Raw genomic sequence first — 26542 nt, forward strand, 5'->3', positions numbered from 1 at the left:
TGGGACTTGCCGCCATAGCCAACCCTACTCCCCACAAAAAAATTAAATTTTTGTGGAACAGACATCTTGCCTGTTAGGGGCAGGCTAGAAGCCCAACCCCTACTCCCCACAAGAAAATTTATTTAATTTTTGTGGAACAGGCATCTTGCCTGTTACTGACATTGGTGCAGTTTTCCACTCCAAGCGGATTCATGCTCAAAATATTATTTTAAGTAATTTGAACCTTTTTCGAGATCGCCCTGTCTAAACACTTCAGATAACGAACTGGTGGGGGAGACTTCACAGGTGTTAGGTGTGTCAGCCAATGTTTTAACCGATGACTGTTCCGACTCGGACTTAGTTGCTCAATGTTTAAAGGGCGATCGCACTTGCTTTCGCTACCTTTACCAACGCTACCAACACAAAGTCAGGTCAACCCTTTACCAACTCTGCGGCCCCTCGCTTCTTGACGATTTAGCACAAGAAGTATTCCTGCGAGTCTGGAAAGGATTGCCCCAACTCAAGCACCAGGAAAACTTTTCTACTTGGCTTTATCGAATCACTTGGAATGTGGCTTCCGACCAAAGACAAGCATTTGCTAAACAGCATTCTTTTGACTCCCAACTCAAAAATCAAGAAACAATGGAGCGGGTTATTCTCAAAGATAATACATCGGACTTGATGCAGTTGCACTATCAAGATTTAGTGCAGCGAGGATTGGAGCAATTGAGCTTTGAACACCGCAGCGTTTTGGTGCTGCACGACCTAGAAGACATCCCGCAAAAAGAAGTAGCCCAAATTTTGGGACTGCCGGCGGGTACTGTCAAATCTCGCGTGTTTTATGCCCGAAATGCTGTGCGGCAATTTTTGCAAAAAGAAGGTGTCAGCGAGCTATGAATAACCCCAGCAGCGACCAAGAGTTAGTAAATTTCTTGAAGCAACATCGCCCAAATATTCCTGAAGCTGCACCAGATTTAGAGCAAAAAATTCTAGCAGCAATAGAAAGTAATCAGGCGAGTGTTTTCCATGAAACCTACCGGGAAAAAACGCGATTAAGTGGCTCAGCTAAGTCTGGTGACAGGTTAAAAATATCCTCTGTTTCTAAGTGGGCTTTCTCGTCTGCGATTGCTGCTAGCCTGCTATTTTTTTGGTCGGGCTACCGTCCGTTTCAGACTGCACAATTGCCAGATGAGGAAATAGCTAAGTTAGAAGCATTTTTAGTTACTAACTGGGAGGGTGTTCTCCATGACTCTCCCCAAGAAACTATGACGGATAGCTCACAAACAGACTGGTTGACTTTCAGCCCTGGTGCTGACAGTGAACCGCCAACAAATAAGTAATATCAAAGAGGTAATTTTCATGTCAATTCGTCGTATTTCTGCCCTAGCCGTTTTAATGCTGACTCTCGGCAGCACAGTCGCAGCAATAGCAGTTCCTAATCCGCTAGAAGCGGAAACAATTGCCCAAAACCAGCGTCCCAATCGACCCGCTGGCAGGGAAGGTGGGATGTTCGAGAAACTTAATTTAAGCGCAGACCAACAGCAGCAAATGCAGGCAGTTCGCGAGCGGTACAAAGACCAAGTTTCCCAGCGGATGCAAGCAGTCCGCCAAGCCAGACAAGAATTGGACACGATGATGTCCGGCACGGCAAATGCCAGCGAAATTCGTGAAAAACACCGTCAAATCATCGGATTGAGGCAGCAGTTGGAAGAGGTTCGATTTGAAAGTACACTCGCAATGCGAGAACTGCTCACAGCCGAACAGCGCAGCCAATTAGCTCAAATGATGCAGCAGCGCCGACAAAATGCTAAAAACCGGATGCAAAACCGTCAAAAAGCGCAGTAATTGACGAGTAGTTTTGAGCGAATCGCAGGGTGCGCCTATCACACTCTGCGATTCATTGTACGCAGGTAAATGTTAATAAATTCAGGCTTCGATAAAGGCAGGTTTTATGTAATCTATGCGATAGTTGAGTCTCTCCGAAAAAGCAATTCAAAAGCACAAAAATTTTAAGTCGAGGCGATTGCTTTATCTTTTTATAACCAGTCTAAAAAAAACAATTTAAATGCGTGCGAGTGCTTGATATATTCCGAATATCAGTATATATTTTCTTGGAGTTAGTGTCGGATTTTTTTTATAACTCATTTTAAGTTACAGTAATTAGTTGAGAAGTCTCATAAAAATTTCTGGATGAATCTACATAACGATTCGAGTTACATTTATTTACATGGATTTGCTTCAAGTCCCGATTCCCTTAAGGCTAAATATTTCCGCGATCGCTTTTCTTACCTAGGAATTGACCTAAAGACTCCTGATCTCAATCAAAAGGATTTTTCGGGGCTCACTCTCAGCCGCCAATTAAACCAAATAGAAACAGAATTTTTGCCAACCAAATCCTCTCAATCTCTCACAGAAAATGTAAAAAATATCGGGGAAGTCACCATAATAGGGTCGAGTTTTGGGGGGCTGACAGCGGCTTGGTTGGCCCAGCGACAATTGTCAGTACAGCAAATAGTTTTGTTAGCGCCGGCTTTTGAATTTATCTCCCACTGGCTGCCACTGTTGGGACAGCAACAGTTAGAAAAGTGGCAGTCTGAGAAATATCTGCCCGTTTACCACTACGGCGAACAGGGTTATCTGCCACTGCATTATCAGTTTTTGGCAGATATGGCTCAATACCCTGAACAAAAATTAATGCGTTCCGTGCCTACGTTAATTCTTCACGGCAAGCATGATACAATAATACCGATTCAAGCTAGCAGAAATTTTGCCGCTAACCGTCCCTGGGTGCAATTAATCGAATTAGAAGATGATCATTCTTTGGGAAATGTCCTAGCGGAAATGTGGGAAGCGATTCAAAAGTTTTGCCAATTCAAAAATTAAAATTTGACCAACTTGCAAGTCTTAACAATCAAATGACTGAACAAGATCGATCGACTCGCACCTTAGCCGTTGACATTGGCGGAAGTGGCATCAAAGTTATGGTGTTGGACAATGAAGGCCAACCCCAAACGGAACGCAGCCGTTTAGAAACGCCTCAACCACCGAAACCGGAACCGATACTAGAGGCGATCGCCTCTTTAGCAAGCGGACAAGGGGAATTTGACCGAGTATCCGTCGGTTTCCCAGGCGTCGTGCGTCTAGGCGTCATCAAAACCGCAGTGAATTTAGAGCCCTCTTGGATAGATTTTGACCTAGAAACTACCCTCAAAGATCGCTTGGGAAAACCTGTGCGAGTGGCTAACGATGCCGATATTCAAGGATTGGGAGCAATTGCTGGGACGGGGGTAGAATTAGTAATTACCCTGGGCACAGGTTTCGGTTCTGCCTTATTTGTCGATGGTATCTTGGTGCCCAATTTAGAATTAGGACATCACCCGTTTCGCAAAGGGGAAACTTACGAACAGCAATTAGGGCGATCGGCATTAGATACAGTCGGTTCCAAACGATGGAATCGCCGTCTAGAAAAAGCGCTCACCTCTGTGCAAAATCTCTTTAACTGCGATCGCATTTACATCGGCGGCGGCAATACTAAAAAGATTGCTTTTGAGTTACCGCCACAGGTTAAAATAGTACCAAATGTGAGCGGTTTATTGGGCGGGATTGCTTTGTGGCGCGATTGAATAAACGGTGTGGTCAAAATGCCCATCAATAATCAAAGAAACCGGATTTTTTGCTGGGATTAAAGGCAATAATCCCGTCTTTCGGTAAAAACCCGGTTTCTGAATCCACCACTGTTGATTGGGTTTTTGGCTTGTGGGGTAGCTGAACCCCCGAAAAGGATCGTCGTTTAAAAAATTATTCGTTCATCGGATCGCGGTAGCGTTTGGGTTCATCCTTGCGAAACAGATTCGCTAAACCGAGGACGCCCAATAAACCCAAAGCACCCCAATGATTGTTGTCTTCCTTGCTTTCTTGAAGGGGAGTTCTGTCTAAAACAACTCCATTAGAAGAATCAGTATTATTCTGTGCCGGAGCTGACTGCGTTTGAGCTGAGGCAGGCATAGCTGAAGGGAGAACAGCCAAACTCAAAGCTATTAGGGTAGCAGCGGTATTTTTAGATAGAGCGGAAGGCTTGACTTTCATACTGGGTCTCCAAATATCAGCAGTTACTTTATTAAAAGTATCAATTTGCCACAGCCGACGCATCAATCGATCGACAGAAACTAAATCCCGCCTCTCCTCTTGCTTTCGAGATAGAACAAGCTCTATGCTAAGTTCAGATGCTTGTAAGCAAATTATCTAAAATAAAAAGTAGTAAATTATACCATGCTTCCATTTATCCGAAAAGACTTAGCCGAACTTACCGCATACACTCCCCATCCGGGCGGCACATCAGGAGAACCAGCGCACTCGGAAAGTGCGATCGATCGCCTCGACACCAACGAATGCCCCTACGACTTGCCAGAGGAATTAAAAAAAAAGCTAGCTTGGACTTACCAGCAGTTAATTGAGACAAATCGCTATCCCGACGGAGGCCACGCAGCGCTCAAAGAGGATCTCGCCGAATACGTCAATGAATCCCTAAATGTCCCCCCCGGGCTAGGGGGGTTACACTGCCCAAAACCGCCATTACAGCCGACAATATTTCTGTGGGCAACGGTTCCGACGAACTAATTAGATCCATCTTAATAGCTACTTGTTTAGGCGGTACCGGCTCTATTTTGGTAGCGAATCCCACCTTTTCGATGTATGGAATAATCGCCCAAGCCCTCGGCATTCCCGTTGTGAGTGTTGGGCGGAAAGAGGAGAATTTTGAAATCGATATCGAGGCGGCTAAAAGGGCGATCCTCTCCGAGGGCTGCGCTAACGACCAAAATCAAAATCCCCCCGTGCGCGCCGTCTTTGTCGTTCATCCCAATTCCCCTACAGCCAATGCTTTGACAACCGATGAAATAGAATGGTTGTCAACTTTACCCGAAGAGATATTAGTAGTAATTGACGAAGCCTATTTTGAATTCAGCCAAAATACTTTAGCCGACCAATTGCACAACCACCCGAATTGGATAATTTTACGCACATTTTCCAAGGCATTTCGACTGGCCTCAATGAGAGTCGGATATGCGATCGCCCATCCCGAACTCGCCACCGCCTTAGAAAAAATCCGCCTCCCCTACAACCTCCCCAGTTTTTCGCAAACCGCAGCCGAGTTGGCTCTAGCCCAACGGCAGTTATTGCTAGCAACCATTCCCGAAACTCTATCAGAAAGAGCCAAATTAATTGCAGCGCTAACTCAGCATCAAAAATTGCAAGTTTGGCCGAGTGCGGCTAACTTCGTTTACCTGCGGGTGAAAGCTAGTGAGGGCGAATCTGCCGAACAGGAACACCAACAAATCATGCAGCAGCTAAAAGAGCGAGGTACTTTAATTCGCCATACTGGGGGAGGTTTGCGAATTACGGTGGGCAGTCCCGAGGAAAATCAGCGCACAGTCGATCGAATCGCAGCGATTTTGAATTGACAAAATTCCTTAAAAAGGGGATGATTTCAAGCAAATTACCATGCCATTTTTAATTATCAATCTGTCGGGCCGATCGAATAGTCTGGGGAAATACGCCTACTAAAAGTGCCAAAGCTTCATCGGGAATTTCTGTCACCGTTTCCGAATCCAAATATTGTTCAAACTGAGTTAAAACCATTTGTGCCCGTTCCAAAGCTGTCGGCTTTGCCGTTAACTGTTCCATTAACCGTACCCACTGTCGCCGAATTCCCAAAGCTTTCTGTCTTTCTTCGGGAGATTGAGGGCAAACCAAACAAAAATCCCCCACGGGAATCGCCTGCTGAGAGTCAACATCAAAAGCACCCCCAACGGCAGCCCCAGGCCCAGCAAACTCCGCGTGGAAGCGTTTAATCAAAATTAGACCGTTCCGGCGACGGCTATCTACCATCAACAGCTTGCCGCTGTTGATTTCTACGAGAATGTCAGAGGAGTGGGGGTGTTTTGTCAAATCTGTGCCAAGGTTTCGATGTCGCAAGCCCAGGTCAGCATAAAGGCCGGCGCGGACAATATAATTAGAGGTAAGATTAGAGCTGGATGAAGTATCAATTTTTGGCTCATCCCGCTGCAGATCTAGATTATTCATTTAAAGTTATAAATTAATACTGTCACAAGGTGGTAGCTTGAGCGCGATCGAATATCAAATGCAGGTAGAACAAGCAGTAGACACCCTGAAATCGGATCTGCCGACCCTGTTTGAGAAAGACATCTCCTATGACATCTACACAAAAGATGTTTATTTTCAAGATCCTGTTAACAAATTTAAAGGAAAAATCAACTATCGCATTATCTTTTGGACTCTGCGATTTCACGGGCAGTTATTCTTTAACGAGATTTACTTCGACCTGCACGACGTAAGTCAAACAGCCCCTGATACTATTGTGGCAAATTGGACTGTTCGCGGCGTCCTACGGGTTCCCTGGAAAGCTCGCATCTTCTTCAACGGCTACTCTACTTATAAACTGGATAAAGACGGCTTAATTTACGAACATATCGACACCTGGGACAGAAAACCCGGAGAGATTTTAAAGCAGTTTTTCCGCAAGGGGGAGGAGGCGAGCCAAGTATAAGCTAAAAAGGTCGATCGCCCCAGGCCCTGAGCGCCTGCAACCCAATTAACTTATAATGGCTCAAATAATCATCATCCCTCCGATTCATTTTCTGCTATTTGTAAATTGCTAAAATGATTGTCGCCTCTGATTCATTTTCTGCTATTTGCACTCCTGAAAAACATCATGGCTGATATTGTCGAGACTGCCACCCATGCCGGTTCTTTCAAAACACTCGTGACTGTTATTGAAGCGGCTGGTTTGTTAGATTTATTGCAAAGTCCGGGCCCCTACACCGTCTTAGCACCCACTGACGAGGCATTTGCCAAAATTCCTACGAACACTATTACGTCTTGGTTGGAAGACATACCCAAGCTCAAGAAAATTCTGACTTATCACATTCTGTTTGGCGAGGTACTAACTGAGAACTTGCTTGAGTTAAGTTCTGCAGAAACAGTTGAAGGTTCGGTGGTAGGAATTGATACTTCTGAGGGCCTTAAAGTGAATGATGCTAAAGTTCTCACTTCCAATATTCTTGCTGACAATGGCGTCATCCATATCATTGATGCGGTGCTAATACCAGCATTGGTTGCAGCATAATAAAACTTGAGGCATCTCTAAATTTAGTAGGGTGCTAATGGGCGCACCTTACACTTTAAACTAGAGAACTTACGCAAGTGTCACAATTAGTAAGGTGCCTCAGAACCAAAACCATCGATCATCCGTCCCTAACTCGGTCTGACGCACCCTACAAGTCTATTAAAGCGTGACACTTGCGTAATTGCTGAACTACTTATCCGAACCTAAAATCAAGCCAGAGCGTGCCGGCAGCATCAATTCTAACTGCCGAGTTTCCCCTTCACCTTTCCAAACAAACTCGCCTTTACCATACAGCAATTTATCGTGAGGAGATTTCAAATTAGCTGGCTCAAAGCTAATATTAGCTGCTTCTGTCGCGACATTGACAGCAACAACTATTTCCTCATCTCCCAAAATTCGGGCAAAAACGTAAACCGTTCCTTCAGCAAACAGAACTTGGTACGATCCAGTGCGGAGGGCAGCGTATTTGTGCCGCAAAGCTATCAACTGCTTGTGGTAATCTAAAACATCAAGTTCCCAGCTAGCTTGTAAGGGAAAACCGCGGCGAGAATCGGGATCGAGAGCACCGGGCAAACCAACTTCATCGCCGTAGTAAATGCTAGGAGCTCCGGGAAAAGTTAACAGCAGCAAATTAGCGAGTTCGACGCTAGCTTTATCGCCTCCAGCAATTGTTAACAACCTCGCGGTATCGTGACTGGCTAACAAGTTGAGTTGAGTTAGCTGTATTTCCCAAGGATATAATTCCAAAACCTGCTGAATTTTGTCGCCGTACTCTTTAGCCAAAAGCGCCGGATAGGGATAGTAAGAACGGCCTTCAAGTTGAGCTAAATCAACCCTGTCGCCCGCTGCAAAAGCAATAGTCGGCGCAGCAAACAAATAATTCATCACCCCGTCAAATTGAGTACCGTCGAGCCATTCTCTCGCATCTTCCCAAACTTCGCCGACAATGTAAGCTTCGGGGTTAACTGCTTTCACTCGATCTCGAAATTCCTGCCAAAATCCCGGGGTTTTAATTTCAAAAGGAACGTCCAGTCGCCAGCCATCAATGCCGAATTTAATCCAATATTCGGCGATTTCCATGATGTATTCTCGCACTTCTGGATTGTCGTGATTGAATTCAGGAAGTGCTCGATTGCCGTCCCAACCGGCATAGTTAGCAGGAAAATTGCCGTCGTAGGCGGATAGCGGCCAGCCTTCAATTTTAAACCAATCCACCCAAGGAGAATTGGGGCCGTTTTCGAGGATGTCGTGAAAGAAGAAAAAGCCGCGGCTGGCGTGGTTGAATACGCCGTCGAGGACAACTTTGATATTGCGATCATGGGCGGCGTCTAGAAGCTCTTTAAAAGCTGGATTGCCACCCAACATCGGATCGACTTGATAGTAGTCGTGGGTATGGTAGCGGTGATTGCAGGCAGACTGAAATATGGGGGTGAAATAAATTGCGTTAATGCCTATGTCTTGCAAGTAGTCTAGCTGTTCCATCACGCCCCACAAGTCGCCGCCTTTGTAGCCTTGCAGGGTGGGGATTGCGTGCCATTCTTCCCACATGAAGTTTTGCAGCATACGTTTGCGGGGCTGTTTGCTTTTGGCGAAGCGATCGGGGAATATTTGGTAGAAGACCGCGTGTTTAACCCAGTCCGGCGTTTGAATTTGCATACACTTTTTCTAGCTTTTAGGGGTTAGGCTACAGTAGCAGAGGTTTCTAGGGTATCTAACTTTTGGTAGAGAATAGACATTTTATCCCATTTTATCGATCGACAAATTGTAAAATATTACACAAATGTGCAGTCAATTTAAGGTTGAAAACTGACTCTACCTAGAAATTTATCGTCCCGGCGGCCTACGCTTCCTGAGTGCTGTGGAGTCGCACAAACTCACATAACAGGAACGCCAATAAAAAGAACCGACTCCCACTCAAGCACAACCAGAGCGCGCTTTAGAGGCCAATAGAGCGTCAGCGGGCGTGGCGGTGCGATCGCGACCTGCCTTGAAAAAGAACAACAGCGCCATGAGCCGGGAGCGATAAATTGCCAAAACGGGGAATTTACCCAAAAAACTTGTTATTAACAGCCCAAACCCCGAACCTTATTCTTTTGTTAAACTGCCCTTATTTATTGAGGGTTATTTTAACTCACAACTCCCAACTTTTTTAAATATCCATTATGGATTGAGGGATATTTTAACTCACAAATCAAAAGCCATAACTCCAGCCCCGGAAACACTCCTACTCTTCTAAACCGGGTTTTTTAACTCTTATTGAGGGTCTGAAAAAGTATTTGGATTAAACAACCCGGTTTCTGTGTAAGCGACTCAACTCAAAACTCAAAACTCAAAACTTCCTTGCTCCCCCCCCTTGTCAAGAAGCCCTCACCGTCCGACACTGTACTTGGAGAGTTAACCGACCCTACGGAGAAAGTTCCTTGAAAAAAGTTTTAGCCATCATCCTCGGTGGCGGTGTAGGCACCCGCCTTTACCCCCTAACCAAACTGCGAGCCAAACCCGCAGTTCCCCTCGCAGGCAAATATCGCCTCATCGATATTCCTGTCAGCAACTGCATCAACTCGGAAATAGTCAAAATCTACGTCCTCACCCAATTCAACTCGGCATCCCTCAACCGTCACATCTCTCGCACCTACCAGTTTTCCGGCTTCACCGAGGGATTTGTCGAGGTGCTCGCCGCCCAGCAAACTCAGGAAAACCCCAACTGGTTTCAAGGGACAGCCGACGCAGTTCGCCAATATCTCTCGCTGCTAGAACAGTGGGACGTTGACGAATACTTGATTCTTTCGGGCGACCACCTCTACCGCATGGACTACCAGAAGTTTGTGCACAGACACCGCGAAACCAACGCCGATATCACCCTCTCGGTTTTGCCAATGGACGAGAAGCGGGCCTCGGATTTTGGTTTGACGAAAATCGACGACAACGGCCGCATTATTTCTTTCAGTGAAAAGCCAAAAGGCGATGCGCTCAAACAAATGCAGGTGGATACTACAAAACTGGGACTGACACCGCAGCAGGCTCAGGAAAGTCCTTACATTGCTTCGATGGGGATTTACGTCTTCAAAAGAGAAGTTCTGATTAAACTCCTGAAAGAATCTCCAAACCAAACAGATTTTGGTAAAGAGATTATTCCGAATAATGCAAAAGACCACAACGTTCAAGCTTATTTGTTTGACGATTACTGGGAAGATATTGGAACCATTGAGGCTTTTTACGACGCTAACATGGCTCTGACAAAACAGCCTAAGCCGCCTTTCAGTTTCTACGATGAAAATGCGCCGATTTACACTCGCCCGCGTTTCTTGCCGCCGACTAAGCTTTTAGATACTCACGTGACTGAATCGATTATTGCTGAAGGCTGCATTCTCAAACAGTGCCGGATCGACCATTCTGTGTTGGGAGTTCGATCGCGCATTGAAGCTGGATGTACGATTCAAGACACTCTGGTCATGGGTGCTGACTTCTACGAACCCGACGCCGAACGGCATTCGAGTTTGGACAACGGAGGCGTCGCCCTCGGTATCGGTGCAGATACTACAATTCGCCGCGCGATTGTAGATAAAAATGCCCGCATCGGCCGCAATGTTCAAATAATTAATAAAGAGGGAGTGGAAGAAGCCAACCGCGAAAACCAAGGTTTTTACATCCGCAGCGGCATTATCGTAGTTCTGAAAAATGCCACGATTCCTGATGGAACTATCATTTAGTTATTAGTCATTAGTCATTAGTCGTCAGTCATTAGTTTTTTAAGTTAAAATCTGTTACCTCTCACCAAGTGAATGATGATAAATAAGTAAATTAGTGACAGATTACCAATGACCGATGACTGATGACTGATGACGAAAATCCTTCTTTTTTTTGTTGATTATTAATTCCCACCGCTGATGCGAGGTTTTCCACATACTTTGCTTTATTCAAAGGCTCGCGCATTATTAATAAGCGACAGTCTCTGTTACTGTCTGCCGTGATACAGATATGCCCGATCGCCTGCGTCTGGCGAATAACTTCTGATTCTGGTATTTGCGCTGGTAGCACGACTGACAAATACGCTGCCCGTTTCTGAGTACAACACAACTCTCGGAACTATCTTTCCAATCGTCGCAGCAGCCGCAAGGCCAACTTAGCAAATAATTCATAACGTTAGCACCCTCGTGGCGTTAAAACCTGATCCTCTATTATCCTATCTTAATGTTTTAGACAAGTGTGTGATTTAGCTAACAGACAGGGAAGAGATTATGTTATATTAGTTTGATTTAAATCTCTTCAGAGGTTGTAAAAATAAGCTTCTATAGCACTGGTCTGGGGTGAGGAAAAAAAATATCGCAATTTTGTGGAAGAACAGCGCTCTTTAGGGTATAATCTAGTCACAATTCAGACACCAGATTCGACCGGAGTTACTGCTGAGAACCTGTTAAGATTTGCATAGGGTGAAAACCTCATATCGAGACGTTTGCTCGCACCGCGCACCGCAAAAAAAGAGCAAAAAAAGCAAAAAAAGATCGATCGTCCGCGACATTCAACCCCAGGGGTACTCGCGCCAGCAACAGCAGCAGCTTTCCCGGGATCGCTTCAACCGGGCTGCACCCTAAAGCTATCGCTGCCTCCCGAAAGCCCCCAAGGCGCAAAACTCCTAAAAATTTATGGTGGCAAGAGTTTCACCGTCTAAAAGCTCAAAGGTGTAGCAACGGCCCAGGGTAAGGGCGTTGTTCATTGATTGATGAAAGCATTGTTTTTGTTGTCGAATGCCAAAAGGATTTCTAGACCCGGCTGCTCCGGCCCCCTTCAGCGCGAGAGAGCCGAATGCTATAAAATATCAAACAGCAGCGGAGTGCGGAAATTGCGATCGTCCAGCAAGAAACAACCGAACTCGATCGAGTCCAAACCTTTGATAACCTATAATTTGAATGAGATGCCGCAGGCACTTCGGCTCCTGGCATTATACTAATGCGCCATCCTGCGGCTAATTTGGGATTTATTCTTTCTAACAACTAACAACTAACAAATAACAACTAATAAAGAGGGGATGGCTTAATGGCTGCAACAGATTTTAAAGACTATTACGCTATTTTGGGACTCAACAAAACTGCCACTTCTGACGAAATAAAAAAAACTTTCCGCAAACTAGCCCGCAAATATCACCCAGACATGAACCCTGGGAACAAAGAAGCCGAAGCTCGTTTTAAAGAAGTAAACGAAGCTTACGAAGTGCTATCAGACCCTGAAAAACGCAAAAAATACGACCAATACGGTCAATACTGGAAGCAAGCTGCCACGACTCCAGGCGGATGGCCGGGCGGGGGCACTACAAATGTAGACTTTGGCGGGGTTGACTTCAGCGAGTACGGCAGTTTTGACGAATTTATCAATGCCTTGCTAGGCCGCGCAGGTAGCAGTGCGGGTAGTGGGCGCAACGCCAAGTGGAATTACAGCAACTACCGCAGCGGCGGGCCCACCGGTTTTGGCGGATTTGAAGATTTTGCGGGGTACGAAAACCGCAGCGCAGGAGGCTCTCTCGACACCGAGGTGGTGATTTCCCTGACTTTGGGGGAAGCATTTCGGGGAACTTCTAAGCGAGTCGCCACGGGCGAAGTTTCGATTCCAGCAGGAGTAAAAACTGGCAGCAAAATTCGGATAAAAGGCAAAGGTCAAGTTGACCCATACACCAAGCAACAGGGAGATTTGTACCTAAAATTAGAAGTTTTGCCTCACGCTTTCTTCCAGTTTGAGGGAGAGAATTTGGTCTGCGAAGTGCCGATAAGTCCCGACGAAGCGGTGTTGGGAGCTTCAATTGAAGTGCCAGCGCCTGAAGGTATGATAACTGTAAAATTTCCCGCCGGGATTCGTTCGGGTCAGTCTTTACGGTTGCGGGGTAAAGGATGGCCAAAACCGAAGAAAAACGAGCGGACTGATTTGTTGGTAAAAATTGCGATCGTGCCACCGAAAGAAATTAGCACTGTAGAACGCGAATGCTATGAAAAAATCAAAGCAATTAGCACTTTTAATCCCCGGAGCAATTTAAACCAAGCGCTACTTTGAAAAAACTTGCATTCATTGCCCGTCTCCAACAAAATTAGGAAGAGGAGCGAATCATCCCTCGGGTTTAGGCGGGTGTACAAATATCCTGGCTCTGAACTCATCGATATTGGTCTACCCGCGCCCAAACGGATTTAGCTTAATCAACCTATTCATACTGGAGCCTTCCACCTTCTCAAGACTCTTCGCTAGCTTTGAGCTGACTGGGTTGGCGACCTTGCTTGATGTGGATGCTAATGTTTTTAGCTCCTTTCTTTTCCAAGTCTGTGATGTAGGCGTTAGTGTTATTAGAAGCTTCATCTTTGCTGTCGTAGGGGCCAAAGTAATAGGTGTGCTGCGGCGAATCTGTGTCAACTTCTACCCACCACTGGCGACCTCTACCGCTGGTCATCGGTTGAGTCAGTATCGAAACCGCCGCAAGGAACATACCGAACATATAAAGTTCAAACATAATTCACCTCTGCAACAAGTTAAGTAGTGTTTACTCTTCTCAACTTATCAGCGCAAATATCTTGATCGGCTCATCCTCAGTGCTGATTTGACGCAGGTAATTTTTGAGAGTTGGTGCTGGCTAAAATCAGCATTTCGGTGGAGAAGAGTTTTAGGCGGAGCGAATCTAAGTCGCTGCTACACATACAAAGTCGGCTAGGTAAGGACTAGAAAAAGAGCCTTTTTATCTTATTGTTGAGATTTTTGTTGAGATTTGAGTTAACTCAAAACTCAACATCATTAAATCGCTACACTTTCTGAGACTTCCTCTTCGCAAATGGTCAAATGGGAAGGCTGACACCGTTTAATGCGGATGCTAAGCCTTTTGGCTCCCTCGCTTTCCAAGTCTTCTATGTAGCCGGGAGTATTGCTGGAAGCTTCTTTGTCGGTATCAAAGGGGCCAAAATAGTAGGTACAGTGGGGCAAATCGGTGACAATTTCTACCCACCATTTCTCAGACCGGCGGTCGCTGGGCCCGGCAAGCAGGGACAAGACTGCGACGTAGATACAAAATAAATAAAATCCGAGCATCTTGATTATTGAGGGGTGATTTAATTTATTATTTAAATGTATCAAAATAATTGGCCCCCTGGAATCAACCTCAGTGCTGATTGTGAGGCGATCGAACAGAGATGTTAGATGTTATATCTTAGATTTTCCTCCCCTCTAAAAAAAATCTAAAGCAAAACCCGCCGGTGCGGGTTGTTTGCTAACTGAAAAATCCTCTTTTTCCCAACCAGATGGCTGGGCCAACCTCAGCCTGCTGAGGTTTAGCGCTTGCCTTGGGGAAACTGTTCGATACCAGCCCAACCGTAGAAAACCAGCTCGTCGTTCTGAACTCGGCAGCGGTCTACTCGCAGTTGAGTGCCCTCTAGGGCAAATTTGTCTAAGTCGAGCAAGTTATTTACGTGGGCAATTATAGCTTGAGCCAAGTCTACTGCTTGCCCGTCACCGCCGTAAGTAACGCTGACAAATTGGATTTTGCGTCGGTCTTCTACTTGCAACTGAGCTGTAATATCTATCTTGACAGGTTCGCTAGCATCGCCTACGGTAATTTCGGACTGAAGGCGAATTGATTTGTCGGCTCCGAAGCTGACTTCAGTGTTGTGAAAGTGCAGAGATTGCTCTTGGTACTTCAGCTTCTGGAGTTTTTCAACTACAAAAGGTGTATTGAATGAGGTGGTTAAATCCGATCGACTTAAGACTACTCGCATATTTGCCTGGGTAGGCTGCCGCAATTTTACTTGACCTGCAAAAATCGCCCCAAAATCTATGGAGAGTGCTTGCAGATAGAGTTCCATCACTTCTATACGCAGGCCGTTGTACATCAACATACCTTTGCCAACGAAGTCGAAACCGTCGATGCTTCCCTGCAAGAGTTTGGCTACTGGTTCGACTCGGATGTTGGCTTCGGCCTTTTCAGAACGTTTGAATAAGGCCGCGATCGCAGCTCCTGCTACTTTGCTGACAAGGCGATCGCCACTTTGACCTTGAAAGGATGTACCGCTAAACAAAGCTGCTACCATTTATTCGTTTGCTCATTTACAGTCGCCATTATAACGTCCTATTAAGAAATGTTAAAATAGCTTGTGCTTATTCACATCATAAGCACGGATTGTTTAGTTGGTTTGCATGGAAAATCACATTTTTGATTTTTTAATTGCTCAGGGGGGTGCCTTGGAGACAAGCGCGATCGAGCAACGCTCCATCCCAAAGGGTTTGTTCGATCATGGCACAAAGCAAATTAGCCCCCGTCAGGTTAGCGCCGCGCAGTACGGCTCCATTCAAGATCGCTTCTTCCAAGTCAGCTCCCGACAAATCAGCGCCAGACAAATTGGCATTGCTCAAATCGGCGGAGTGCAAAATTGCCCGAGCCAAAGCAGCGCCCCGCAAATCGGCGCCCCGCAAATCGACACCGCTCAAATCCAAATTGCCGATCGAGGCCCCCGTCAAAAAAGCACCCCCAAAACTTGCGTCGCGCACTAAAGCGTTAGCGAAAGAAGCTCCCCGCAAATCGGCATTCCGAAAATCTGCGCCTCGCAAGTCAGCGCCGCTCAAGTCAGCGCCACGGAGGTTGGCTCGCAAATTGGCCCGTTGCAAGTTAGCGCCGGCGAGATTAGCTCCACTCAAGTTGGCTTGAGACAAGTCGGCACCGGCGAGCTCGGCTCCTGCTAAGTCTGTACCGGCTAAATCAGTGCCGGCCAACATGAGAATTTTGCCTTTGCGTATGGCTTCTATGTTAGTCATTAGTCAGTTGTCAGTTGTTGGTTGTCAGTTGTTGGTTAACAGTCAACAGTCAACCGTCAACAGTCAACCGTCAACCGTCAACAGTCCAGTTATTTTATAATGCCGGAGCGGCTGCGGTCGTGCGATCGCCCAAATCCTCCAACCACACATTCGGCAGTTGGCTGGGGCGGTTCGGTAACTGCATCAAACCTATTTCTGCCAGCCTGACGACGTTACCGAGAGTTTCCACCAAAGCCGGATCGAAGCGAGTGCCAGACAGTTCGCGGCACTGTTCCAAAGCTTCGCTCAAACTCAAGGCCGGACGATCGCCACGCGGTTGAGTCATTTCTTGAAAATCAGCGACCAACCCCAAAATCCGCGAAGCAACGGGTATGGTTTCGGCTCGCAAACCCTCTGGCCTGCCGCTGCCGTCCCAATATTCTAGGTAGTGCTTGACAATTTCCGCGACAGGTGATAGCTCAGGCATTGCTTGCAGCAGTTGGGAACCAATGAAACTGCGATCGCGCCAAAATGAGAAAGTTGCTTGGTCAAAAGCATCGGGAGTGCGATCGAACACCTCATTCGGGGCAGAAATTAAGCCGACTCGAAATAGCAATCCAGCCAGCCGCAGCCTCCGCAACTGCAAAGCCGGCAAATCCAGCAGTTGACCCAAAGTTTCCGACAAAGCCGCCACCTGCAAGGACGCTGTAGGGTTTGAGGTATCGCGTTCGTCCACGCGCTGGGCCATCCGCAGAAAAGCTTGAAGTTTGTTAGCGTTCAAATTGCGGCTGACGCGCAAAGCTTGACCTTCCAATTCCCACAACTCGCGGGTTTGGCGGTTAATTGCTACCATTTGCTGCTGAGAACTTTGCAGGTAAGTGACTATCCGCGATACCACGCCACTAATGTCGGCCAAGGGCGGGCCAATGGTAGCCCGGATTTCGTGGTACATTTCCAGCAAACTGTCGGCCAGGGGAGAGTTGTAATGTCGCGTCTGTTCTATAAAAATTTCTGCAGCAGCCGACACCAAAGACTGGTCAAACGACCACAAACCGTAGAACTTTCGTTCTGTATCTACTTCGGGCTTGCCCTCGGGCAAGTATTCCTGGGCGGAAAGTTCGCGGCAAAGCACCATTGCTTTGTATGTGGGGGCGAGGATGATTAAATTCCATTCTTCGATGATGGGGTCGTTTTCATCGAGATTTATTAAAGATACATTTTCTAATTGACCGGTTTTGTGGGTAGCGAAACCGCTGTCGGCTACTGCACCTATAACAACGCGCCGAGAGGCCTTAGCAATATCGAGGTAGCGATCGGCTTCCTGTAAATACCATTTACCCTGCTGAAACGTTACCAAAACTAAGGGTTGGAGTTCGCTCTTGTCCCCGCCACTGGTTTGCAAAATGTGGTCTTCTAGGGCGTGACATAGGGCTACGAGGGTGTTTTTGAAGTATACCCCGTAGCTAGAAGGCAGTTTTCCGTCGGGAAGCGTAGCTTGTAGTCGGGCGAGAGTTGATTCTGGATTCATTACAAAAGGCTGTGCCGGCTTTTATTTATTGTAGCGGGCGATCGAACTTCTAGAAAAGACTTTGGGCAAAAATCCAAGTTTTTGAGTTTTCACCGCTTCGCAACCGAGTCAATGTAGACTGCGCCGAAGAGTACCTGATTAATTTTAGGAATTTTCTGAAAACCCTCTGTCTTTGGCTGAGTTTTTTTCAAACGATAAACCTGCCGAGAGGAAGACGGTAAATGACTTAGGTATTAACTACTATTTTTACAACAATATTATTAGGAAGTCTGAGCGTGCTTCAACAAAATAGAAGTTTAGGGGAACAGGCGATCGACAAAGTTGCCGAGATTGCTATTGCTAGCAAATTAGACGAATCGGAAACTTTGTCTGTCACAGTTAACACCGATCCTGGCCAGCTAGCCCAGGGAGAAGTAGAGGCCGTTGCCGTTGAGGGCAAAGGATTGGTAATGCAAAAAGATTTGCGCGTGGAAGAATTGCAAATTCACGTCAAGGATATTGCTGTCAATCCCCTGAGCGCTATGTTTGGGAAAATTGAAATGAACGGGCCTGCCTTCGGTGGGGCGCGCGCAGTTTTAACAGAAAGCGATATCAACCGCGCTTTTAATTCCGAATACATCAGCAGGAAACTGAAAAACTTAAAAGTTACTGTTGACGGACAACTGCAGACAATAGACGTTAAAACTATTGAGTGCCAATTGCTAGCCGGAAAAATCGCTTTAAATGCTGAGGTATTGCTGCGGGAAACTGCCTCGACTGAAAAAATTTATTTTACAGCAAAACCTCAGATCGCAGATGGCGGTTGGGCAATTTCTCTTGAGGATGTCGAGTATCCCGAAAACAAGGAATTTTCGCCTGAGTTAACAGCAGCTTTGGCGGAGAAAGCTGGTGAAGTTTTAAACTTGCGAAATTTTGAACTTGAGGGAATGTCCCTGCGAATTCAAAAACTAGATGTGGAAGCTGGTGTTCTCACTTTGCAAGCTGAAGCGAAAGTCGAACAATTTCCAAATTAGTAGCTGGTAGGGTGGGTCAAGGGAGTTGAGATTTTAGATGCTAGATTTACTCCACAGATGACTCTGGGAGTTTGAACAAGAGTCTAAAATTTTACTCTTTCCACGACAACAGTCGTTCGCGAGTATCCGTTGTTGGGTGGGGTCAAAAACACAAAAGATTTTGACATCAAGCAATTATTGGAACTGACGCACCCGAACACTATGCTTTGAAACCACCTCTGCCCTTTGCTTGTCCGTCGGGTACGAGTGTCTCAACCGAACTTATTCTAGAAACCCGGTTTTTTACCGGGTTTCTAGATACCCGTGAGTTAGTCATACCGAAAATAATCTCTCGAAGGCGATCGCACTTTTTAAATCCCTCTAAAGTTATAAAAAAAATTGCTAGCAATCGGTGGCAAAGTATCACCGCCGTTAGAGGCAGGCAGAGAGAGTTTATTTTTAATCTATGACAAGTAGTAGTAAAAAAATGGAAACCTTTTGTGAACACTGTAACTTCTTTTTTTAAAAGACTGCGTATCGGTCAATTTTTGACTGTATTGATGGCAGGTTTGCTGCTGTTTACCAGCACCGCTTGCAATGCGGGCGATGTTCGAGGTGCTCGGCCTGAGAATCCTCCCGTTCAAATGGGAGGAATGAATAACCCCCACAAGGCCGGTGGAGATGGATACACGAATTATCAAATGTCTACCGACCCTAAAGTCAATCAATCGCCTGCTAAAGCAGAAAAAAATCGGGCTGATTTGTCGATCTTGGGCGATCGTCTCCTGGCCGCGACTACCGGTGAATCTAATTCCTCAAAGCTGCTTTATCCGGGCTCTGCACCCATGGAAACTGACAAGTTCGACCTCGAACTCGGCGGAGATAAAACTCTGTTACAAGCGCCAGACGGACAGCCGGCTAAGGCTCAACCCGTATTGGATCGCAGTGATCCCGATGCCAATATTTTAGAGAAAGTAGGCGCCGCCTTTAAGGATGCTTCTGGTTTCCTCAAAGATAGCGCTGAAGATGCCAAGGAAAGCTCGGTTACGAAACTCAATCCGCTGCAAAAATAAGCTAGTCGTAGCAAAGATGATGTAGGGGCTGTCTGAAATTAGCCCCTACATAAATAATATAATTTATTGAAACTAGATATAGCCTTTCTCAGAAAGATGAGGTATGATGTTACTGACACTCACTCGTGAGGGTCAAACAGAGAAGATAAGATCAAATGAACTATAATTACATGGTTGAGTAAAGCCACGCGAAAGGGATACCACACATAATAGCATTTTTTTGAAAGCACACGATGCTTGACTCACAACACGTTTACTTGTACCAAACTTCATACATTGTTAAAAATGAAAGCTTATTCGATTGATTTTAGGCAAAAAATCCTTGATACTTATCATACTGAACCCATTTCACAAAAAGCAATAGCTAAGCGTTTTTCTGTAGCCCTGAGTTTTGTACAAAAATTGCTTAAACAATATCGTGAAACAAAAAACATTACTCCGAGAACTGACCGATGTGGAGTCAAAGGCAAACTGAATGCGGAGCAACTACTCATCTTGGCGGAATTGATTGAAGGAAATAATGATGCAACTCTTGAAGAACTCCGTTATTTACTTTATGGGAGAATTGGATTTTCTGTTAGTAGAGCAACAATAGGAAGAATGATAAAACTCTTAGACATTACTGTCAAAAAAAACTCTCTTCCCTTGAGGGAAAGGGACAGAGCGAGTTCAAATCCTGCGATGTGAGTTCTGGAAAACAATTAAAGAGATTAGTTTGAAAGACTTAATATTCATTGACGAATCGGGAGTTAATTTGGCAATGGTTAGGTTATATGCTAGGTATGCAAAAAGGTGAAAGAGCCAAGGGGTCAAAACCAACTAAACGTGGCAAAAATGTCTCAATAATTGGAGCAAGGTCAGTCAATGAGATTTTGACATCGGTTAATCTAATAGGCGGAACTGATGCAATTACATTTGAAGCTTTTATTATCAGAAAACTTGTGCCAAAACTCTGGAAAGGTGCTTGTGTAGTGATGGATAATTGTCCCATTCACTTGGGAGAAGAAGTGAAAAAAGCGATCGAAAAAACAGGGGCAAAATTAATATACTTATCACCTTATTCACCAGATTTTTCACCAATTGAAAATCTGTGGTCAAAACTTAAAATCATTCTCCGTTCTATCAAGACTACTAATTATCAAGAATTAGGAAAAGCCATAGATTTTGCGTTCGGACAAGTTACATCGTCAAATATTTTTAACTGGTTTACACACTGCTGTTATTGTACCTCATCTTTTTGAGAAAGGCTATAAACGCTTGTAGAGCTGCTATCTCCTCCACCATATTTACGCTGTTTCTGGATTTTTGATAAAATCCCGATTAAGAGGCTTTAAATTTTAGGGAATTTATGGTGTGAATACGGGAGAGTATTTAGCGTAAATTTTAATCAGGTTGGATAAATATAAAACAGATGGATTAAAATGAATTATTTGGCTGTAAATAAAACTGACTGGATTCTTAATTGCGTGAACGACTTCTGCCACCAACTGTCCTAAACTCGACTATTTTTAATAAATTATCTCAAAATTCCCAGGCAAGTTTCGTTACTAAACTTAAATTTTTGGGTCGTTCTGCATAGCCAGGAAAAATCCTAAACAATTTTAGGCCTAAAGAAGCCTTGTAATGATGGATAAAATACCAGATAGCTCCCAGATGATTGGAGAGCTTTTTATAAAATAACGGAGTTTTTATTAGAATAGCGAGAGATCCTGGGTATCAGGGTGTTATTGAATCTTTCTATAGCAGGAGAAGTTGGGTCCCTATCTCTCCCGCCAGATTGGTATCGCTGGCGAGGGAAAACTTTTTCAGAGATGACCCAAAGATTTGTATAATACAGGGCATATTGCCTGTAAACTGCTGAGAGCGAATCCCACAAATCTGCTGGGTACAAGAAAACAGGGATGTCTACAGCTTCATATAAAGCCTGTGTAGCCTTTGTTTGGGTTTAAAACGCAGTTTTTGTCCCGCTAAGCCAGTGATGATATAGCAATCCTTGCAGGAGTCGTAAATTTTTTACCCCACCCCAACCCTCCCCGAACCCGCGGGGAGAAAGTAAGAAATTCACAACTTATGCGAGGATTGCTATATTACAGGGCGGGTTTTGAAGCAACAGGTAGAAACTCCTAATAACGCACGGAAACAACGGAAAGCGAGGCTGAAAGGGTGAGTTATTCTGAGTTAACCCCTATCGCCGTCACATCTTTTATGAATAACAGCTATCTTAAATTCCGCCTCCACACTGCCCTCATAGTACCCTTTATCCTGCAAATTGTTGCAGCAGTTGGATTAGTCGGCTATCTTTCATTACGCAACGGACAAGAAGCCGTCACTGATCTTGCCAACCAGTTAATGACTCAGGTAACCAAGAGAACCGAGCAGCAACTAAATGACTATCTTTCAATGCCTCATCGAATTAATCAGATCAATATTGATGCGATCGAGACAGGATTACTAAATCTAGATAACTTTGACCGGGCGGGACGTTATTTTTGGAAGCAGATGCAAGCCTTTAATAATGTTGGCTTTATCTCATATGGATTAGCAGATGGACGCTTTATTGGGGCGGGCAAATACATTCCAGGGGAAGGAATAATCATTGAGGAAGTCTCTGCAAGAACAAACGGAGATTTAGCTACCTATGCCGTGAACAAGCAGGGCGATCGGGGTAAAGTGCTACGACGGATTAATGCCAAGAAGGTGACACCCGGCCAGGTGGCGCCCGCATGGTATATTCAGGGGGTTAAAGCAGGTAAACCAACCTGGACTTCGGTGTACTCTCTTGACCCAATCAACTTCATTGCTGTAGAGGCAGTGCGTCCCATTTATGCAAAAAACGGCAAAATACTTGGGGTGATTGGGGTTGATTTACAACTATCAAATATTACAAACTTTTTGCGCGACTTAAACATTAGCTCATCAGGGCGTGTCTTTGTCATGGAACGAGATGGGCAGTTAATAGCCAATTCTAGTTCTCAAGCCTCTTTTGGCAAAGTAAATGGTAAGACGCAACGCTTTAGTGCCTTAAACATTAATGATCCGTTAATTCAAAGGACAGCTCAAACTCTAAAAAATCGGTTTAGTAATTTTCAGGGAATTAGAGAAAGGCAAACGTTGAGCTTTCAAATTAAAGGAAAATCTTACTTTGTCCTTGTTCATCCTTGGCAAGACCAGTTTGGGTTGAACTGGCTAATCGTGACGGTAGTTCCAGAATCCGACTTCATGGGTCAAATCAATGCTCATACTCGTACCACAATAGGGTTGTGTGTGGTAGCGTTGACGATAGCGCTCCTCATCGGTATTCTTACCGCTGGTTGGATTACCCGCCCCATAGAGCTGATTACCGAAGCCTCAGAAGACATGGCAGATGGCAACTTGAAGCAATACGTTAAACACAGTCGCCTAGTTGAACTTGATAAGTTGGGAAAATCCTTCAACCGTATGGCAGGCCAACTCAAGGAATTGTTTGAAACGTTAGAAGATAAAGTCAAAGAACGCACGGCAGAACTAGCAAGTGCTAACGACGAAATCATTAGCCTCAATGAGAGACTCAAGGAAGACAATCTTCGCATGGGTGCGGAATTGGATATCGTGCGTCAAATGCAGCAAATGATTCTGCCCAATGCTGAGGAGCTGAAAATTGAAGGACTCGATATTGCCGCATACATGGAGGCTGCCGAGGAAGTCGGCGGCGACTACTATGATGTTTTAAACACCGATGGCGTTGTCACTCTTGGCATCGGCGATGTCACGGGACATGGACTAGAAAGCGGTATCTTGATGCTGATGGCGCAAACGGCAGTCCGTACCCTCAAGGAAATCCGCGAAACTGATCCGGTTCGGTTCCTAGATGCGCTCAACCGCACTCTGTATAAAAACGTGCAGCGCATGAAATCTGAGAAAAGTCTCACCCTAGCGATTTTAAATTATTCCGAAGGACGGGTCAGCATTAGCGGTCAGCATGAAGAAACAATCATTGTGCGCCTTGGCGGACAGGTTGAGCGCATCGACACGATGGATTTAGGTTTTCCGATCGCTCTTGACGATGACATTGCTGAGTTCATCAATCAAATTTCAATTGAGCTACAGTTAGGAGATGGTATAGTGCTCTATACCGATGGTATTCCCGAAGCACAAGACGTTAACAAAAAACAGTATGGCGTGGAGCAGATGTGTGAAGTCATTAGCCAAAACTGGCATTTATCGGCTGGGGAAATTAAGCAAGCGGTGATTGACGATTTACGGCGACATATCGGCACTCAAAAAGTGTTTGATGATATTACGCTGTTGGTTTTGAAGCGGACGGAATTAGGTGTAGAAAACAAGTCACAGCCTCAAGCAGCCGCATTGGTTTAGAGCGATCGCCCATACCTCGAAAAAACCCACTTCTGACATTAAACTGGAAAATCATCGTCGGGGCGATCGCCTTAGCAGCCACATTTACGAGGAGGTGGTACGATACCTCAAATGCAGCACCACGCAAGAGGCTAAATCTCCTGAGAACTTCCAAGCGATAGTCAAAGTCTAAAATTCTCTGAAACTAATCTATTAATCGTTGTTCAATACGATTTTTTTATTGTCATCTTTTCCATCATTATTGCCGTTTTTGCCTCCTATAAGCCTGAGAATTAACCGGGAGAATGAATCCAAAAAACGGTGAAAATATTCGCTGTTGTTGGTTAATTGGTGGTTCTTTGACAATGGGAACGGGCATCTGGGCAATGCACTTTATAGGAATGCTGGCTTATTACTTGCCAGTATTGCTCGCCTACAATTTACCTATTGTGATTCTCTCTTGGCTTGCCGTAGTCATTGCATCGGGTATCGCCTTCTACAGCTTGCATCGAGGTTTTGCACAAAGGTTCTCATTGTTAATCCCCGGTATTCTCATGGGATCTGGCATTAGAAGTAAGCATTATATTGGCAGGGCTGCGATGCGAGTACCTGCCGAAATGCACCATAATTACTGGATTGTGGCACTGTCTGTCTTCGTTGCCATTATTTCCAAATTGATGAGGAAGTCCGATGTACGACTTGACGAGATTCACTTTAAGGGACATGGCGGAATGCGGGTTGGCTCTACGCCAGTTCGGCTTGGGGGTTGAAAGTATGGAAGAGGCGAGTAACAGAATTGTTAGGTATCTTTACGAAAATTTCTGTACTAAGCCAACTGGTGAGAAATCCTGCGCCCTCGTCCGTTTGTTAAAAACTCACCCTTATGAAGACTTAGAAGTCGAACTTGCCGAGTATGCCCGTAGTATCTTGAACCACTATCCCCCTTTGCCTGCCATGAAGTGCATGACTCTACTGGCAACGGTAGGAGAACAAACGGAATGGAACTCAAGACACACATCCGTTGGACACAAGACTCTTCCACTGGCGAGCGAATCTGTAGTCGCTCAGATGCCAATGATCTCACAACTCATCAGACAGCTCGGCTTAGATATAAAAACTGTTATCAACCCTGACCCGAATCTTTTGGTAGAAATCGAGCAGAGGAAATACAACGTCTTCTATGTACCTGAAGCGATTGGCAGCCCCTATATTCCCGCTCAGGACTCCTTTGTGATTCCCTTCGGAATCAAGTCTGTGTTGGGGTTTGGTGGTCTATTACCTTCAGGCAATATGTTTGCAATTATCATGTTCTTGAAAGTCCAGATTCCTATTAGCACGGTTCAGATGTTCAGCACTCTGGCGCTGAACGTAAAGACAGCACTGCTGCCCTTCGATCGAGGAGCTGTCTTCGCTCAAAAAAAAGATGAATCTGCTACAGCCTCTAAGCAAATATTTACAAGAAACACTGAGCAGGAGATAGGGCAGCTTAGATCCCAGGTAGCGACTTTGAGGCAGTTGCTTGATGTTTTTGACCAATCGATCTTGGTACAATCGGATCGACTCGAACAAGCCATAGAGCAACTGGCCGACTCCGCGCAAAAGTTAGATACCCTCAACCAGAGACTCAAGGAAGACAATCTTCGCATGGGTGCGGAATTGGATATCGTGCGTCAAATGCAGCAAATGATTTTGCCAAACGCTGAGGAGCTGAAAATTGAAGGACTCGATATTGCCGCATATATGGAGGCTGCCGAGGAAGTCGGAGGCGACTACTATGATGTCTTAAACACCGATGGCGTTGTCACTCTTGGCATCGGCGATGTCACGGGACATGGACTAGAAAGCGGTATCTTGATGCTGATGGCGCAAACGGCAGTCCGTACCCTCAAGGAAATCCACGAAACTGATCCGGTTGGGTTCCTAGATGCGCTCAACCGCACCCTTTACAAAAACGTGCAACGCATGAATTCTGAGAAAAGTCTCACCCTAGCGATTTTAAATTACTCCGAAGGACGGGTCAGCATCAGCGGTCAGCATGAAGAAACAATCATTGTGCGCCTTGGCGGACAAATTGAACGTATCGACACAATGGATTTAGGCTTCCCCATTGCCCTCCACGATGACATTGCTGAGTTCATCAGTCATATTTCAATTGAGCTACAGCTAGGAGATGGTATAGTGCTATATACTGATGGTATTCCCGAAGCAAAAGACATTAAGAAAAAACAGTATGGCGTTGAGCAGATGTGTGAAGTCATTAGCCAAAACTGGCATTTGTCTGCTGGGGAAATTAAGCAAGCGGTGATTGACGATTTACGGCGCCATATAGGTCGTCAAAAAGTATTTGATGATATTACGCTGTTGGTTTTGAAGCGGACGGAATTGGGTGTAGAAAACAAGTCACAGCCTCAAGCAGCCGCATTGGTTTAGAGCGATCGCCCATACCTCGAAAAAACCAACTTCTGACATGAAACTGGAAAATAATCGTCGGGGCGATCGCCTTAGCAGTCAAATTTACGAATAGGGGGTGAGATTTCTCAAACGCCAGCTCTCGAAAGAGGCTGAATCTCCTGAGAACTCTAAAGCTGTAGTCAACGTCTAAATTTCTATGATTAAATCTATCTAATGTTCTCTTGCATCAAGGTCAATAAAGGGTTCGATCGCTCGTCCCGCGCTCGCTTTATTGACATTAGTGCTTTCGGTCAATTAAAACTCTTCACTCAAAGCTTTTATACATAGCAGC

The 26542-nt window shown here is 45.3% G+C and carries 24 protein-coding genes and 1 pseudogene; 17 read left to right on the forward strand and 8 right to left on the reverse strand.

Going from position 1 to position 26542, the window contains the following annotated elements; all coding sequences use genetic code 11:
- Nucleotides 1-285 precede the first annotated feature (285 nt).
- From D0A37_RS05195 to D0A37_RS05215, 5 genes are all read left to right on the forward strand, one after another.
- Complete coding sequence (locus D0A37_RS05195; protein WP_242721941.1) at nt 286-876, forward strand: sigma-70 family RNA polymerase sigma factor; 591 nt, start codon at nt 286-288, stop codon at nt 874-876.
- On the forward strand, nt 873-1319 hold the full coding sequence (locus D0A37_RS05200) for a hypothetical protein (protein WP_242721944.1): 447 nt from the start codon (nt 873-875) through the stop codon (nt 1317-1319). Before D0A37_RS05195 ends, D0A37_RS05200 begins: the two co-directional genes overlap by 4 nt.
- 19 nt (nt 1320-1338) lie before the next feature.
- On the forward strand, nt 1339-1824 hold the full coding sequence (locus D0A37_RS05205) for a Spy/CpxP family protein refolding chaperone (RefSeq protein WP_242721947.1): 486 nt from the start codon (nt 1339-1341) through the stop codon (nt 1822-1824).
- Between the two features lie 345 nt (nt 1825-2169).
- Complete coding sequence (locus tag D0A37_RS05210; RefSeq protein WP_242721950.1) at nt 2170-2862, forward strand: YqiA/YcfP family alpha/beta fold hydrolase; 693 nt, start codon at nt 2170-2172, stop codon at nt 2860-2862.
- Between the two features lie 32 nt (nt 2863-2894).
- Complete coding sequence (locus D0A37_RS05215) at nt 2895-3602, forward strand: ROK family protein (protein ID WP_242721952.1); 708 nt, start codon at nt 2895-2897, stop codon at nt 3600-3602.
- Between the two features lie 175 nt (nt 3603-3777).
- Here D0A37_RS05215 and D0A37_RS05220 read toward each other — a convergent pair whose 3' ends face one another.
- Nucleotides 3778-4065, reverse strand: coding sequence for a WGxxGxxG family protein (locus D0A37_RS05220; RefSeq protein ID WP_242721954.1), 288 nt, complete (start codon nt 4063-4065; stop codon nt 3778-3780).
- A 183-nt stretch (nt 4066-4248) separates the two neighbouring features.
- Here D0A37_RS05220 and D0A37_RS29315 point away from each other — a divergent pair, with 183 nt between their 5' ends.
- Nucleotides 4249-4596, forward strand: a complete 348-nt coding sequence (locus D0A37_RS29315; protein WP_445242485.1) for a hypothetical protein — start codon at nt 4249-4251, stop codon at nt 4594-4596.
- Nucleotides 4572-5438 carry a histidinol-phosphate transaminase gene (locus D0A37_RS05225; protein WP_445242486.1) on the forward strand — a complete coding sequence of 289 codons (867 nt, stop codon included), beginning with the start codon at nt 4572-4574 and terminating at the stop codon, nt 5436-5438. Before D0A37_RS29315 ends, D0A37_RS05225 begins: the two co-directional genes overlap by 25 nt.
- A gap of 49 nt (nt 5439-5487) precedes the next feature.
- On the opposite strand, the gene D0A37_RS05230 is transcribed toward D0A37_RS05225, so the two are convergent.
- Nucleotides 5488-6060: a hypothetical protein gene (locus D0A37_RS05230; protein WP_242721956.1), complete on the reverse strand. Its 573-nt coding sequence runs from the start codon at nt 6058-6060 to the stop codon at nt 5488-5490.
- 58 nt (nt 6061-6118) lie between these two features.
- Here D0A37_RS05230 and D0A37_RS05235 point away from each other — a divergent pair, with 58 nt between their 5' ends.
- Nucleotides 6119-6544, forward strand: a complete 426-nt coding sequence (locus D0A37_RS05235) for a C6orf136 family protein (protein ID WP_242725365.1) — start codon at nt 6119-6121, stop codon at nt 6542-6544.
- Between the two features lie 165 nt (nt 6545-6709).
- Complete coding sequence (locus D0A37_RS05240) at nt 6710-7123, forward strand: fasciclin domain-containing protein (protein ID WP_242725368.1); 414 nt, start codon at nt 6710-6712, stop codon at nt 7121-7123.
- Nucleotides 7124-7312: 189 nt separating this feature from the next.
- Here D0A37_RS05240 and D0A37_RS05245 read toward each other — a convergent pair whose 3' ends face one another.
- Nucleotides 7313-8779 (reverse strand): glycoside hydrolase family 13 protein, encoded by a 1467-nt coding sequence (locus D0A37_RS05245; RefSeq protein ID WP_242721958.1) that lies wholly within the window; start codon nt 8777-8779, stop codon nt 7313-7315.
- Between the two features lie 764 nt (nt 8780-9543).
- On the opposite strand from D0A37_RS05245, the gene D0A37_RS05250 reads away from it, so the two are divergent.
- Nucleotides 9544-10833 carry a glucose-1-phosphate adenylyltransferase gene (locus D0A37_RS05250; RefSeq protein ID WP_242721960.1) on the forward strand — a complete coding sequence of 430 codons (1290 nt, stop codon included), beginning with the start codon at nt 9544-9546 and terminating at the stop codon, nt 10831-10833.
- Between the two features lie 1324 nt (nt 10834-12157).
- Nucleotides 12158-13162, forward strand: coding sequence for a DnaJ C-terminal domain-containing protein (locus D0A37_RS05255; protein WP_242721961.1), 1005 nt, complete (start codon nt 12158-12160; stop codon nt 13160-13162).
- Between the two features lie 172 nt (nt 13163-13334).
- On the opposite strand, the gene D0A37_RS05260 is transcribed toward D0A37_RS05255, so the two are convergent.
- The 5 genes from D0A37_RS05260 to D0A37_RS05280 all read right to left on the reverse strand — a co-directional run bounded on the left by D0A37_RS05260 (nt 13335) and on the right by D0A37_RS05280 (nt 17402).
- The gene (locus D0A37_RS05260) at nt 13335-13610 is read right to left on the reverse strand and encodes a DUF1816 domain-containing protein (RefSeq protein ID WP_242721964.1); all 276 of its coding nucleotides are present in this window, start codon (nt 13608-13610) and stop codon (nt 13335-13337) included.
- 278 nt (nt 13611-13888) lie between these two features.
- Nucleotides 13889-14179, reverse strand: coding sequence for a DUF1816 domain-containing protein (locus D0A37_RS05265; RefSeq protein ID WP_242721966.1), 291 nt, complete (start codon nt 14177-14179; stop codon nt 13889-13891).
- A 239-nt stretch (nt 14180-14418) separates the two neighbouring features.
- On the reverse strand, nt 14419-15174 hold the full coding sequence (locus D0A37_RS05270; RefSeq protein WP_242721969.1) for an LmeA family phospholipid-binding protein: 756 nt from the start codon (nt 15172-15174) through the stop codon (nt 14419-14421).
- Between the two features lie 130 nt (nt 15175-15304).
- Nucleotides 15305-15895: a pentapeptide repeat-containing protein gene (locus D0A37_RS05275; protein ID WP_242721972.1), complete on the reverse strand. Its 591-nt coding sequence runs from the start codon at nt 15893-15895 to the stop codon at nt 15305-15307.
- A gap of 94 nt (nt 15896-15989) precedes the next feature.
- Entirely contained in the window at nt 15990-17402 is a 1413-nt protein-coding gene (locus D0A37_RS05280) for an HD domain-containing phosphohydrolase (protein WP_242721975.1), read from the reverse strand.
- Between the two features lie 275 nt (nt 17403-17677).
- Between D0A37_RS05280 and D0A37_RS05285 the strand changes: the two genes are divergently transcribed.
- The 6 genes and pseudogenes from D0A37_RS05285 to D0A37_RS05310 all read left to right on the forward strand — a co-directional run bounded on the left by D0A37_RS05285 (nt 17678) and on the right by D0A37_RS05310 (nt 26229).
- Nucleotides 17678-18415, forward strand: a complete 738-nt coding sequence (locus D0A37_RS05285) for an LmeA family phospholipid-binding protein (protein WP_242721978.1) — start codon at nt 17678-17680, stop codon at nt 18413-18415.
- Between the two features lie 479 nt (nt 18416-18894).
- Nucleotides 18895-19467: a DUF6658 family protein gene (locus D0A37_RS05290; protein WP_242721980.1), complete on the forward strand. Its 573-nt coding sequence runs from the start codon at nt 18895-18897 to the stop codon at nt 19465-19467.
- A 285-nt stretch (nt 19468-19752) separates the two neighbouring features.
- Nucleotides 19753-20708: pseudogene (locus D0A37_RS05295) on the forward strand (IS630 family transposase).
- 922 nt (nt 20709-21630) lie between these two features.
- Nucleotides 21631-23820: a SpoIIE family protein phosphatase gene (locus tag D0A37_RS05300; protein WP_445242487.1), complete on the forward strand. Its 2190-nt coding sequence runs from the start codon at nt 21631-21633 to the stop codon at nt 23818-23820.
- Between the two features lie 284 nt (nt 23821-24104).
- The gene (locus D0A37_RS05305) at nt 24105-24569 is read left to right on the forward strand and encodes an MHYT domain-containing protein (RefSeq protein ID WP_242721983.1); all 465 of its coding nucleotides are present in this window, start codon (nt 24105-24107) and stop codon (nt 24567-24569) included.
- A 4-nt stretch (nt 24570-24573) separates the two neighbouring features.
- On the forward strand, nt 24574-26229 hold the full coding sequence (locus tag D0A37_RS05310; RefSeq protein ID WP_242721987.1) for a PP2C family protein-serine/threonine phosphatase: 1656 nt from the start codon (nt 24574-24576) through the stop codon (nt 26227-26229).
- Nucleotides 26230-26542 lie beyond the last annotated feature (313 nt).

It is taken from the genome of Microcoleus vaginatus HSN003, assembly GCF_022701255.1.
Lineage (GTDB): Bacteria > Cyanobacteriota > Cyanobacteriia > Cyanobacteriales > Microcoleaceae > Microcoleus > Microcoleus vaginatus_B.

Coding starts and splice junctions, on each gene's coding strand:
- D0A37_RS05200 (WP_242721944.1), top strand. CDS start 873: ATGAATAACCCCAGCAGCGACCAAGAGTTAGTAAATTTCTTGAAGCAA.
- D0A37_RS05205 (WP_242721947.1), top strand. CDS start 1,339: ATGTCAATTCGTCGTATTTCTGCCCTAGCCGTTTTAATGCTGACTCTC.
- D0A37_RS05210 (WP_242721950.1), top strand. CDS start 2,170: ATGAATCTACATAACGATTCGAGTTACATTTATTTACATGGATTTGCT.
- D0A37_RS05215 (WP_242721952.1), top strand. CDS start 2,895: ATGACTGAACAAGATCGATCGACTCGCACCTTAGCCGTTGACATTGGC.
- D0A37_RS05220 (WP_242721954.1), bottom strand. CDS start 4,065: ATGAAAGTCAAGCCTTCCGCTCTATCTAAAAATACCGCTGCTACCCTA.
- D0A37_RS29315 (WP_445242485.1), top strand. CDS start 4,249: ATGCTTCCATTTATCCGAAAAGACTTAGCCGAACTTACCGCATACACT.
- D0A37_RS05230 (WP_242721956.1), bottom strand. CDS start 6,060: ATGAATAATCTAGATCTGCAGCGGGATGAGCCAAAAATTGATACTTCA.
- D0A37_RS05235 (WP_242725365.1), top strand. CDS start 6,119: ATGCAGGTAGAACAAGCAGTAGACACCCTGAAATCGGATCTGCCGACC.
- D0A37_RS05240 (WP_242725368.1), top strand. CDS start 6,710: ATGGCTGATATTGTCGAGACTGCCACCCATGCCGGTTCTTTCAAAACA.
- D0A37_RS05245 (WP_242721958.1), bottom strand. CDS start 8,779: ATGCAAATTCAAACGCCGGACTGGGTTAAACACGCGGTCTTCTACCAA.
- D0A37_RS05255 (WP_242721961.1), top strand. CDS start 12,158: ATGGCTGCAACAGATTTTAAAGACTATTACGCTATTTTGGGACTCAAC.
- D0A37_RS05260 (WP_242721964.1), bottom strand. CDS start 13,610: ATGTTTGAACTTTATATGTTCGGTATGTTCCTTGCGGCGGTTTCGATA.
- D0A37_RS05265 (WP_242721966.1), bottom strand. CDS start 14,179: ATGCTCGGATTTTATTTATTTTGTATCTACGTCGCAGTCTTGTCCCTG.
- D0A37_RS05270 (WP_242721969.1), bottom strand. CDS start 15,174: ATGGTAGCAGCTTTGTTTAGCGGTACATCCTTTCAAGGTCAAAGTGGC.
- D0A37_RS05275 (WP_242721972.1), bottom strand. CDS start 15,895: ATGACTAACATAGAAGCCATACGCAAAGGCAAAATTCTCATGTTGGCC.
- D0A37_RS05280 (WP_242721975.1), bottom strand. CDS start 17,402: ATGAATCCAGAATCAACTCTCGCCCGACTACAAGCTACGCTTCCCGAC.
- D0A37_RS05305 (WP_242721983.1), top strand. CDS start 24,105: ATGAATCCAAAAAACGGTGAAAATATTCGCTGTTGTTGGTTAATTGGT.
- D0A37_RS05310 (WP_242721987.1), top strand. CDS start 24,574: ATGGAAGAGGCGAGTAACAGAATTGTTAGGTATCTTTACGAAAATTTC.